This is a genomic window from Mesobacillus jeotgali, from assembly GCF_002874535.1.
Taxonomy (GTDB): domain Bacteria; phylum Bacillota; class Bacilli; order Bacillales; family Cytobacillaceae; genus Mesobacillus; species Mesobacillus jeotgali.
On the sequence record NZ_CP025025.1, the window covers coordinates 4,195,486 to 4,208,519 of the forward strand.

The following is a 13,034-nucleotide window of genomic DNA, read 5'->3' on the forward strand; positions in this document are numbered from 1 at the left end:
ATTTGATCCAGAATACTATAGCCTTCCGATTTCGTTCGCAGCCTTTTCCATGCTTTTATCATAAGCCTGGAGAATCTTTTGGTTCGCTTCGAACGCTCGATAAGCTGACATCATGTCGGTCATCGTCCTGCTGATATCGACATTGGATTGCTCAAGGAAACCTTGCTGCGTGCTGAACTGAACACCAGCTGTACCAACAGCAGTCGGTAACTCGCCGCCATCTTCCGTACGGAACAGGCCGTCGCCTTCTTTTATCATTCGCAGCGGATTGTTCGCATAGGCAACCCCTAAAGTTGCACTCTCTCCATTTTCACCTGTTAGGACTCCGCCTTCATTGACTGTAAATCGATCACTTGAAAGCTGAATTTGCTGGCCTGCTGAATTCAGCACATAATGGCCGCTTCCAGTCGTCAAATATCCTTGCGCATCAATCGTGAAGTTACCATTCCTTGTATAACGAACTGTGCCATCCGTGTTGCGGACGGTGAAAAATACCGAGCCATTATCCGGCATATTTATATCGAGCAATGCCACATCCGTTTTCCGTCCAGTTTCGCGTAAATCACCCTGGATGAATTTCGGGATCGCTTCTTGCATGTAAACACCTGTATTGATTGTGCCAATTTCCTTAGCAAACGGCAAATTCAGGCCCTTCTCTGTCGGAATTTGCTGCTTGTCAAAACGCTGCAGCAGCATTTCCGGGAACGCCCTCATCCCCGCCTGGTCCGCCTTGTAACCTGGCGTATTGGCATTTGACATATTATTCGTCAGCATTTCCGTCCTGCGCTGCTGTGCAAGCATTCCGGAAGCTACTGTATAAAAGCCTTTAAACATGTTTCCACACCCTTTATCGGAAAAATCCTGAACAACAGGAAATTTTTTCACTACTTCCTATTATAAGAAATATATCGGCAAGAAACATTAAAAATTTGCAGGAAAATGTAGGATTTTGGGTTTTATTCCAGAAAAACTGGATGAAAAGCAAAAAATCTGGAATCCTGCGGCATTCTTCACCGAAGTAATTCCAGATTTTATTTTAGATAATTCCGCGACGGCCTGCGATACGGTCGATATTATCAAGCATAATGCCTGTGCCGATTGCAACACAATCCATTGGATTATCCGCCACTAAGACCGGTACCTTCAACTCTTCTTGCATCAACTGGTCGATTCCGTGAAGCAAAGCCCCGCCACCAGTCAAAATGACACCACGGTCAATGATATCTGCAGATAATTCAGGTGGGGTCTTTTCCAGCACTGTTTTTGCCGCCTGAACGATGACAGCAACTGATTCTCTTAATGCCTTTTCAATCTCCTCAGAACGAACGGTGATCGTGCGTGGAAGTCCGGATACCATATCACGGCCGCGGATTTCCATTTCCTCTTGACGGCTGCCTGGGAAAACAGTACCGATTTGGATTTTGATATTTTCAGCTGTACGCTCACCAATCAACAGCTTATATTCACGTTTGATATAATTTAAAATTTCAGCGTCGAATTTGTCGCCTGCCATTTTAATTGATTGAGATGTAACGATGTCGCCCATAGATAGTACGGCTACATCCGTTGTACCACCACCGATGTCAACAACCATGTTGCCGCTTGGCTGGAAAATATCCATGCCAGCGCCGATTGCCGCAACCTTCGGCTCTTCTTCAAGGTAAACCTTCTTGCCGCCACTCTTTTCAGCAGCTTCCTTAATCGCTTTTTGCTCAACGCTTGTGATGTTCGTTGGACAGCAAATTAGGATGCGTGGCTTCGACAAGAAACCTTTTACGTTCAATTTATTGATGAAATGTTTAAGCATCGATTCCGTTACATCGAAATCCGCGATAACTCCATCCTTCAACGGGCGAATCGCTACGATATTGCCAGGTGTACGCCCAACCATTTTTCGCGCCTCTTCCCCAACAGCCAAAACCTTGTTCGTGTTCTTATCGATCGCCACAACAGACGGTTCATTCAAGACAATTCCTCGACCTTTAACATGGATCAACACATTGGCTGTACCAAGGTCAATCCCGATATCCCTTGCAAACATTTTGCTTTTTCCTCCTTGACAAATGGCTGGCTGCGGCTGATTAAGCCTCGTTATCTCAGCTGACGAAAAGCCTCATCTATGTAAAATAGATCACGATGTCCGAGATTACACAGACGCTGCCGCAATCTGCGAACCATATTCTACCCTAATTGTTTATTTTATCACAACAATAGTAAATAAGTAACTTCCTGCTGAAAAATTTGCAACAATTTGTTTTAATTTGTCAAATATTATTAGATTACTTAATCTCAATGTAAATTTTTTATGGTGAATAGGTAAATCATTACCTATTATTCGGTTACTTAGTGTCTTCGGGAGTACTTTTTTCAATTTTCGAGCGTTGAAATGGGTTTATTCCTCGATTTTTCGCAGTATTTCCGCGAAACTCATTCACAATTCCGCGAAAAATGATATTAATTCCGCAAAATTCCACCTGAATTCCGCGACCTGGAAAAAACCCAGTGTTTTTTCCAGTAAAAAGACCCGGGAGCATCGCCTGATCCCGGGCCCAATTTCAAACCAGCTGTTATTCTTCTTCCACTTTTAACTTACGTCTGCGAACCAGCATGGTTGCTGCTGCTCCAAGCAGTCCAACCAAACCAGCAACCGTCCCGCCGAGCAAAGGTTTATTTTCATAAAACTTCACTAAAGCACCTTTTTCAACGATTTCGAATGTAATGACGGTTGTTTTTTCGTTGCCTGCTTCATCAGATGCAGTTACTTTGATTTCGTATGGCTTGATTTCTGCTAGTTTAGTCTTGATTACTCTGTACCCATTTTCTTCAACTACGTCCCCTTCAAACATCTCACCGTTGATCATGACGGACTTTATTTTGTCATTTGGATTTTCCAGGCGGATGGAAACGTCTACTGGGCCGTAGTACTTCTCTTTATTTTTCACACCTTCATAAACTACCTTTGGCGCAGTTTTGTCGATGATGAACTCGACGCTCAACTGCTGGATATTGCCTGCCTTATCCTTTACCTCGAAGAACATGACGTGCTTTCCTTCTTCTTTGATTGGATCGCCAGCTTCATATGGTTTACCGTCAAGCATCATGGCGATGATGTCGTAAGAACTCATATCTTCAATCAAAAGCTGAGGCAGCAGGTCTGTGTTGAAATAGTTATTCGAAATAGGCTCTTTAAACTTGATGACTGGCTTTGTTTTATCAATGGTGAAGACGATCGTTCTTGATGAAACATTATTCGCCAGGTCTGTAATGACTGCTTTTAAGATATAATCCTGTTCGTACTCAAGTTTTGTGCCGTTTTCGAATGGCTTGCCGTTCAAGGTTACTGATGTCTTGCTGCGGTCCAGATGGGTATCTGAATACGTCACTTTCGGGATGATATCCTTGTTGAAGAATCCATCAAGTACGCCGGAAATGTTCAGCATCGGCTTTGTCGTATCAAGCGTGAAGCTGATTTCCAGTGTTGATTCATTGCCAGCTTTGTCGCGAGCAAGAACTTTGTAAATGTACTTCATTTCCCTTGCCGCAACAGGAATGTTTTTACCAAGATTTGCGCCATTGTTCAGAGTTGCAGAAACAATCATATCCTCTGCTTCAGCTAGGGCAAACTCTGGAGTGAATACTTCATTGATATATTCTCCATCTTTAATGACGCGATTCTGCCCTTTGAATTTCGGGGTGATGACCGGCTTCGTCTTGTCGATCGTGAACTTCATCGTCTTGCTGAAGCTATTGCCCGCTTTGTCGGTTGCTTCCACCAAGATGTTGTATTCACCTTCGCCGCTGAAGTTATGGCGGAGCGAAGCTGTATTTCCATTTAGAGAGAAGCCGCCTGCGTTATAACGCGCTCCATTTCTTGTTACAGTGATTCTGTTGATATCAAGGTTTACATCTTTGATTGCAACGTTAACAGGTTTATCAACATTGTAATAGGCATTATTTTCGACACCTGTAATCTCAATTTCCGGCTTAGTTTTGTCGATGGTAAACGTCCTTTTCTCAGCGATAGGTCCGTTACCGGCTTTATCCTTTGCAGTTGCCTGAATCGTGTAAAGACCATCCCTGTTAAAATTGTATCCTAATTTAGATAGCTTTCCCGCGTTCTTCCAGCTGCCGATTGAGAATGCAGCACCATCTTTTGTTGCGCTGATGTTTACATCGTTTGTTTCATAATTTAATTCATCGATTGTGATGGTCACGTTTTTGCTTTCTGGATTGAATGAGTTGTTCTCTACTCCATCTATTTTAACGCCCGGGTTGGTTTTGTCGATGACGAAAGTAACCCGGTCATGCTTTTTGCTGTTGCCAGCTTTGTCGGTTGTATTAAGGTCGATTACATAGTTGCCTTCTTGAGAAAAATTGTAATTCTTCTCAGCTGCTGTTTTGCCTTTTAGTTCCGGATTGCCAATCTTGTAAGGCTGGCCATTGCGCACGACCTTAAGCTCTGTCTGCGTCAGGTCGATGTTGCGATCGGCAATCTTCATGCTAACTGGTTTGTCTGTACGGTAATGTTCATCATCACTAACACCTGTGATGCTTAGTTCTGGATCGATGTAGTCAAGGGTGAACAGGAGCGTTTGCGTATCGGCAGCATTTCCGGCAGCATCCTTTGATTCGACGGTAATTTGGTACTCACCATCACGGTCGAACTTATAGCTTAAGTCAGAAAGCTCCTTCACGTTTTTCCATTCGCCGATTGGGAAGTTAACTGAACTGCCATCAACTTCTACTTTCCTTGTTACCTTGATATTTACCTTGTTATTTGCGAAGTTATGCTCTTCTACCTCTATTTTCACTTCTTTGTCATTGTTGTAATAAGCATTGTTCTTTGCACCAGTGACTTTGATGATCGGTTTGATGTTGTCGACAGTGAAGTTCAGCGTTTGAGACTTCGCTTCTTTTTTTGCGCGGTCGATTGCATTTACCGTGATTTGATAATCGCCGTCCTCGTTAAAAGTGTGGCTCAACTCAGAGACTTCGCCACTATTTTCCCATTTACCGAAATCATACGGCTTGCCGTTTTTTGTTGCTTCGATGGTCACTTTGTTATCGTCAAAATTATGTTCGATTACTTTCACCTTGACCGACTTGCCCTTCTGGACGAAATCTCCCTCGTCAATTCCACTTAGCTCGATGACCGGAGTAGTATTATCGATTGTGAATTTGACAGGACCAAATGAATGTGGGTTTTTAACCCTGTCCATTGAGGTCAATTTGATTTCATAATCCCCATCTTCATCAAAGTTTAGCTTGCGGGTTGCCCTTTTGAGAACACCTTTTGAAGCTTCATTCCACTCACCATTCTCAATTTCGAACGGCTGGCCGTCTTTTAATACCTCGATCTTCGTTTCTTTTAAATCGAGAGTCAAATCTTCTACTGATAATTCGACATCTTCAAGCTTTTGATAATACTCTCCGACTTCGAAGCCAGTAATATCAAGTGTCGGCTTCGACTTGTCGACAGTAAATGTCAGTTGTTTGTGGCTCTTTTTATTTCCTGCTTTATCTGTTGACTCAAGGCTGATGACATAAATCCCATCTTCTATGAATGGATGGATGCCAGAAACCTTCTGTCCTTTTTCGGCTAGATATTGCTCGCCATTCCTTGTAACATTGAGGAATGTTTCATTAAAATCCATGTTTTTATCAGTAACAGAGATTTTTACATCAAGATCCTTTCCTGATTCATCCCCATCATTTACATTTTCAATTTTTAAATCTGGCGGGATTGTATCAATGGTGAACTTGACTGGTTCAAGGGTATTTTCGTTTCCAAAAAAGTCCTTTGTTATTAACTTAATTTCGTAATCGCCATCCTTGTCGAAGCTCAGCTTCTTGACCGCTCTCTTTAGCCAGCCTTTCGTCAGGACGGACCATTCATCTTTGCCGATATCGAATGGTTTCCCATCCTTCAGTACTTCAAGTTTCGTTTCACCAAGTACGAAAGTTAAGTCTTCAATCGCTAGTTCGAGATTCTCGAGCTTCTGATAATACCCTCCATTCTCAACACCATTGATGAACAGTTGGGGATCCGTATTGTCGATCGTGAATTTCAAATCATTTTTGGTCATGACGCGGCCAGCTTTGTCTGCCGCTGTGATTTCGAAATCATATTCGCCGTCTTCTTCAATCACATGTGTTTTAGCCACTTCATTTCCTGTAATTTCGGAAAGCATCTCGCCATTCCTGAAAACTTTCATGCTCGTATTGTTCCAGTCGATATAATTGTCTGCTATATCCACAGTCAGTTCGTAGTATTTCTTTTCGTCTTTTACTTTTTCAACAGCCGATACTGTGATTACTGGATCATGCTTATCAATTGTGAATGTCACCGTAGGGTGCGATTCTTCACGTTCTTTTCCGTCTTTTGAGTTTAAGTCAACCTTATAAGTTCCTTCCTCCGTAAAGGTGTGCGTAACCGTGGAAGTGAACAATTTTTCGATGAAATTGCCGATTGTATATGGCTCTCCATCCTTTTTCACATTCAGATTTGCTTTTACAAGACTGATATCCTTTACAGAGAATGTAAGCTCCTTGTCTGTGTTAAAATACTTTCCATCCACATCTTCTGAAATGGAGAGAATTGGTCCATCTTTGTCGACTTTGAACGTAATGCTTTCTTCTGCAGCTTGATTTCCGGCCGCATCTGTTGCGTTCAATATTACGGTATATTGACCCTCGCCATTGGTTTTGTAGCTAGCCTTTCCGTCTTTCACATCAACACTACTCGATGTTTCCTCACCATTGATGTCTTTCTTCTTGATTTCAAAGTGAGCATTGCCCATATGTTCTTCATCAACTTTAACTTTTATATCTTTGTCAGTTTCGTATAATCCGCCATTTTCCACATCCAGGATCGCAAGTTTTGGAGCCGTTTTGTCAGCTGTGAAAGAAAATGATGGCAATGAATGTTCCTCGCCCATTGCATGTTTCTCCCTGACTTTCACCTGGAATTCATATCTTCCTTCTTCAGGTGTCGGATAGTTAAGGCTGGTTTCCCAATCTCCGGCAGGGAAAGTTTTTGTCTCTATTTGTTCCCCATCCTTCAGGACTGTCACGGACGCACTGTCAATCTTGATTTTGCTTGAAATCTTAAGATTTACACTGTCCGTTTTAGAAACTTCTCCTCTTGAAAGAGGCGTCTCGCCTGCGTACACAGCCAGCTCAGGAGCCTTTTTACGAATTGCAAAATTCAGCTGTTCCTGGCTGCTTTCGTTTCCGACCTTATCTGATGCTTTTACTGTGAAAATGTACTCTCCTTCTTCACTGAAGGAATAAGACCTGCTCTTTCCCGTGCCCCAGTCACCCACATTAAATGGGTTACCGTTTTTTGAAACAGTAACTTCGACTTTTTCGGCAGCAAAATGTTCCTCGATCACTTCAACATCGATTTTGACATCCTGGCTTGTAAGAGTGCCATTCTCTGCTCCAGTTAATTTTACAGTAGGAGAGGTTTCGTCTCGGGTGATGCTGAATGACTTAGTTTCTGCTTCGAGTTTCCATAACTCATCATTTATAAGTTCTATATTGATATCAATTTTTCCATCAATAGTGGATGGGATGTTCACCCTGTATTTTCCCGCGAATTCTGTACCGCCTACAGGGGAGATGTCTGTATTTGAAATTGGGTTCCCGTTTTGCTCAGCCGTGATATTAAACGGTGCCTGAACATTTTGTCCCTGTAGATTCGCTTTACTGAAATCATCTCGCAAATCAACAATGAATGTAACAGGATTGTGGTTGGTTTGCCAATCCTTGTTAAACGATTCCGCCATGTTCCATTCCTGGCCCTGAAATTCAATTTTTTTGTCAACATTCGTTAATGTAGAAAGCGCCTTGCCATTAAAAATCACCACAGACACCATCAGGACTAACAAAATAGGGATGACAGCAGCCCATTTGTTGCCTGGGTGCTTCTTCTTTTTCCTCGGTTCGAGCATCTCTTTATCTCCTTTTTATTAGGTAGTTTTGGAGTGGACGGTTATTTGTTCGATTCTGGCGGAAGGTCCACTGGTATTTATCGATTGGCACGGTGATGATCACGATAACCAGCGTGCGTATGGTAACTTAAGCTAGTATTCCGTGTGATTCACATGACTTAAATGATTGTTTCTGAATGAACCACGATTATATCAACCTGCTTTTTAAAGCGGGGTTCTACTTCTCTCTCGTCAATATCATCCAATAGTGTTGTTTCACCAAGTAAAGTCGTTTCATCATGGTCAGCAGTCAGAACGGTAGTTTCATTCCAATCGGACAGGATAGTGGTCTCGGTTGGTGACTCATGGGATCCGCTACGGCTGGATGCAACTGCTGCACCAACTGGTTCTCGCACTTGAGCTTCTTTCAACAAAGCGGTTGGCTCGAGTCCTTCTGGAGATAGCAATGCCGTCGGCTCCAACCCTTCTTGTTTAAGCAAGGCTGTATTCCTGAAGCTCTCCTGGCTCAAAAGAGCTGTTGGCTCAATCTGGCCGCTCGCCATTTTCTCCGTTGGTTCCACATACTCACCGGCAGCCACTTCTTTATCGACATTCTTGCGGACATGGATTTCCCTTGTCGTCGGCTTTGTACTTGTATCGGCCTGGGTGCTGGTCGTCGTCTTCCTGGCTTTTCTCCCTGCACCGGGAAAATTCCAGCCTGTCAGATCGGTAATGACCTGGGCAATATTGAGTTTTACGTATGTGAGAACAGCAATCACAAGCGCGATTACAGCACCTGCCAAACCGCCGTAAAACATAATCTGGTATGCCAATTTTCTTCAACCGCCTTCCTTGGGAGCATGAGGAGTACCTTTTGCTTCTTATTCGGAAGCAAAAAGTACGTCCCTCCGCTTCTCTTGCTCCCCTAGAGAATATTCAAATTTTCCATACGTCTAATGAGTTTTTTGTATCCTTCGTCGTCTTTTGCACCAGGCAGAGTGCCTGCTTTTTCAAAGACTTTTTTCGCTTCAACGTAGTTCCGATTGCCTTCTTCTTTGTTTTGTTCGATGTCTAGGAGAAGATTGCCTAGCTTGACATTGGCGTTGATGCTGTCAGGGAATTTCTTCAGCACCGTGTTCCGGAAGTGCTCGACTGCACGGGAGAATTCACCCATTTCCTGATAGATGACACCAATTTTGACGTAGACGTCTTCCTGGTCTGCGACGTTCAAATCAAGGAGATTGTTGTAATGTTCTATTGCCTGTTCGTAATCATCGCGGGCACTTGCCTTGTCTTCGGAATTCACGCCGCGGCTGTAGTATGCCTGGGCCAGCTTCTGTTCGAATTCCATCTCATATTTGAACTGGAGCTGTTCGTTTTCGAGCTTGGCGAGGATTTCCTTCGCCTTCTGGACTATCTCGATTGCCTGGGTATTCGCGTCAGGAATCTGACTCTTATAAGAAATATAAATATTAGCTAGAGAATTATAGTTATCGATTTTTTTGCTGTCATTGGCAAGACCGTCATTGTATTCGTGGAATTCCTGAAGGTCTCCGGCAAACTTCGTATAGTCGACGTTCAGACTGCTCATGGTCGTTGCCAGCGACTTGTAATATTTAGCATCCGGCAGTTCTTTTTCATCGACCTGCTGGAAGTATTTCAGCGCATTGTTATAGTCCCTTTTTACATCAAAATAGGTCATCCCCATTTTGAAAAGAACTTCGTTATTCTTATGGACTCCACCATATTCATCCTGTATGTATGATTCCAGCTTGGCGAGCCCTTCGTCTGTCTGGTTTCTATTAATATATAAATCAAGCAGATTGATGTAAGCCTCCGGACGTCCGTTATCAACGCGGGTTGCGCTTTCGAGCAGCTTGATCGCCTCTGTCTGCTCGCCGTCCATCAACGCGATGCTCGCCTGATTCACCAGATTCATATAATCCTGGAACTGCTCATTTTTCATCCCTTTGTACCCCAGGACAGAGGTCGTTGAGAATGCCAGGAATAGCACCGCCGGAACAAGGAACATCGCCAGCTTTTTGATTAGCATGTTCTTGTAACCCTTCGTCAGCCTGTTGATGTGCTCGAGGTCATAGCTTAGCTCCTCGCAGTTCTGATATCGGTTCGCCGGCTCAGCCTGGGTACATTTTTTGATAATATGCTCGAGGCCCTCCGGCAGCGATGAGTCCCATTCACGAATCGGCCGGATTTCAAATGGCGGCTCGCTCAGGTTTTTCCCGGTGACCAGGTGGTAGAGTGTGATTCCCAGGCTGTAAATATCAGTTTTCGCGTCGGTCTGCCTCCCGGAAATCTGTTCCGGGGCCGCATAACCTTTTGTTCCGAGATTCGTAGTGTCAGAGAGATTCTCGGTTTTGAATTCACGCGCGATCCCGAAGTCAATCAGTTTGATTTTGCCCTCCGGTGTGAGCATGACATTGTCAGGCTTCATGTCACGGTAGATGATCGGGTAAGGCTTGCGGGAGTGCAAATATCCAAGTACATCGCTCAGCTGCTTCGCCCACTCGATGACCTCTTTTGCAGGGATTTTGCCGTCGCGCTTGAGCCTTTCCTTGAGCGACTCTCCCTCGATGTAATCCATCACTACATAAATATCGCCCTCGGACTCGATGATGTCATAGATTTTCGGCAGCGAACCGTGGTCGAGCTTCTTCAGCATGTTCGCCTCGACGACCAGGCTGTTGATCAGCAGCTCATTGTTGCTGTTGCTGCGCTTGCGGATATCCTTGACGACAAGCGACTTATTGAGCCGGTTATCCATCGACAGGTAAACAACGCTCATGCCGCCGCGCCCAATCTCCTTCAATATTTCATATCTATCATCAATAATCGTGCCAATTTGTATCAAAGTCATTCCTCCCAGAAACGCGGGGTGGTTCTTGTGCACCCCTATTATTGGGACGCGAGAACCGTCCCCATGTCCCGTTTCGCCAGCAGAATTGAGATATTGTCTGTTTCCTGGCGTTGTTTTGCGAGCTCGACTAGTTCTATGAGCTTTTCTTTCATATTTTTTTCACTGGTAAAATGTTGTGGATTAAGGTTTGTGAGCATTTCTTCATCGCTGATTTCATGGTAAAATCCGTCGGTGCAAAGCATATACATCGTTCCGCTGTCGACTTCGCCTGAAGTGATGACGACTTTTATGTCCTTGGTTGCACCAACGCACTGGAGCAGTACATTACGGCGCGGGTCAATCCTCGCCTGTTCTGCGGTAATATTGCCGCGCTGCAGCTCGCGTTCTACGAGAGTCTGGTCTTCGGTCAGTTTGATAAGCTTGTCATTTATGCTGTACGCCCTGCTGTCACCGATCTGCAGGATATAATACTGCTTGTGGAGGATGAGCAAAGCCGTGATTGTGGTGCCAAGTTTGATATTTGAAGCGCCGCCATATTCAAGGATTTTTTGATTCAACTCACGAACGCGTTCCTCAAGCTTGATGGGAATTTCTTTTTCAATCGTGCCACCCTCAAGCAGCTCCGGAAGGTCGTTGTCGAACCAGTCTGACATCCCCCGGATGACCGTCGCACTCGCCAGCTCGCCGTGGGAAAGCCCGCCCATTCCATCGCAGATAATGAACAGGCCAATTTCCCCTTCTGGTGTCTTCGCCGTTTTCAGCAACAGGCCATCTTGATTCGTTTTCTTCTTGATTCCTATGTCCGTATGGTATGCCACTTGAAAGGCCATCTTTGTTCCTCCCATCAATAAAGCCTGAAGACGAATTCCTCGTTCGCGAGCTTGATTTTATCTTCATGCTTGATTTTGACTTTTTCCTTTGGCGACAACTTCACGCCGTTGACGTAACTGCCATTTGTTGAGTGATTGTCTTCCAGGAAGTATTCGCCGTTCGAAATGATCACATGGGCATGCACCCGTCCAATTACTTTATTTTCAGACGCAAAGTCCGCTCTCATTGGGTCCCGTCCGATTTTGAAAAAGTCCTTGGCAATCGTGATTTTTTCATTCTTTGAGACTGCCATCAAAAACGGCCTGCGGGCGGAGTGGCCAAGAGTCGTTGTGCCCTCATCCACATCTGCCATTACACCAAGTACTGTGGTACCCTCGTTTTCTGGCTCACTGCTGGTCAGCGCTGGCTGGATGTTGATTGATGTTCCGCCACCCAGTTTCGCTGCATCTTTTAACAGCGTATTGTTCTCTCCAAGCTCTGCCCTAGTGATCCGCTTGTAGTTAACTTCTTCCTCGATTTCGAGCTTTCGGCCTGTTTTAATATCCTTCTTCTGGCTTGTATATTTGGAAGTCAGCACGCCATTGTCGACGCTCGTTTTCACGGTGTGAACCTCACTGCCTGGACTGTAGAAATTTGGATTGATTTTCGGGGTTTCAAGCTCCGGTTCTTCCTCCGGTTCTTCCTCCACGCTTTCCTCAACCACTTTGTCTAGTGGGAGTGCCGCTTCCTGCTTCGGTTTTTCCGGCATCTTATAAGGCTGCCGTACGAGTGCTTCATCTCCGACCAATTCATTCACTTTTTCCAGCAGGTGTTCCGGAGAAACATCGCCTGTCTCGACCAGATAGTTATGGAGTTTGATAAAAAATGCGGCATCATCGTTTTCATCGTAAGGAGACGACAGCAGCAATTCACGCAGAAAGTCTTTAAGTGATACCTTTTCAAAAACATTATTTTTTACAGGAAGGTAGATAAAAACTAATCTGTTTGAAAAATTATCAATAAAGATGTCACGCTGGCTGAACACGAAGTTCTCGATATCCAGTCCGCTTGCTTGAGAATCCACCAGCGTTTCGGCAATGTTAAGGAAGCTGTTGAAGAGACGCTCTTTTGATGCTGGAGTTGAATTCAGCATTTCAAGCGTGTTATCGGAAATCATGTCATAGCGAAGAAAGCAGTTATCTCCCTCTAAAATGGCATTACAGGGCAGAATTCCCGGAATACGGCTCGTTCTCAAAAGCTCAACCTGGCTGCCATCGATGTCTGCCTTGCTTCCAGCATGATAATAAAGGAATTTTGAGATTCCATAGCTTTCTAATTTAAAATCCGCGTGTTTGATCATTGCGCTTCGACTCCAATTTTGAATTTATGTATGATTTTGCCTCTAATATTTTATA

Annotated in this window: 7 protein-coding genes; all 7 read right to left on the reverse strand. The window is 44.3% G+C overall.

What is annotated here, in order from left to right; genetic code table 11:
- Positions 1-15: 15 nt before the first annotated feature.
- A complete protein-coding gene (locus CD004_RS20980; RefSeq protein ID WP_102264540.1) occupies positions 16-834 on the reverse strand; it encodes a flagellar hook-basal body protein in 819 nt (272 codons plus the stop codon).
- 202 nt (positions 835-1,036) lie between these two features.
- Positions 1,037-2,041: a rod shape-determining protein gene (mreB, locus tag CD004_RS20985; RefSeq protein ID WP_102264541.1), complete on the reverse strand. Its 1,005-nt coding sequence runs from the start codon at positions 2,039-2,041 to the stop codon at positions 1,037-1,039.
- Positions 2,042-2,567: 526 nt separating this feature from the next.
- Entirely contained in the window at positions 2,568-7,955 is a 5,388-nt protein-coding gene (locus CD004_RS20990; protein WP_102264542.1) for an Ig-like domain-containing protein, read from the reverse strand.
- Between the two features lie 158 nt (positions 7,956-8,113).
- Positions 8,114-8,767 (reverse strand): hypothetical protein, encoded by a 654-nt coding sequence (locus tag CD004_RS20995; RefSeq protein ID WP_102264543.1) that lies wholly within the window; start codon positions 8,765-8,767, stop codon positions 8,114-8,116.
- A 92-nt stretch (positions 8,768-8,859) separates the two neighbouring features.
- Complete coding sequence (locus tag CD004_RS21000; RefSeq protein WP_324782277.1) at positions 8,860-10,809, reverse strand: protein kinase domain-containing protein; 1,950 nt, start codon at positions 10,807-10,809, stop codon at positions 8,860-8,862.
- A gap of 38 nt (positions 10,810-10,847) precedes the next feature.
- The gene (locus CD004_RS21005) at positions 10,848-11,639 is read right to left on the reverse strand and encodes a PP2C family protein-serine/threonine phosphatase (protein ID WP_102264545.1); all 792 of its coding nucleotides are present in this window, start codon (positions 11,637-11,639) and stop codon (positions 10,848-10,850) included.
- Positions 11,640-11,653: 14 nt separating this feature from the next.
- Positions 11,654-12,979, reverse strand: coding sequence for a DUF6382 and FHA domain-containing protein (locus CD004_RS21010; RefSeq protein WP_102264546.1), 1,326 nt, complete (start codon positions 12,977-12,979; stop codon positions 11,654-11,656).
- Positions 12,980-13,034: the final 55 nt, after the last annotated feature.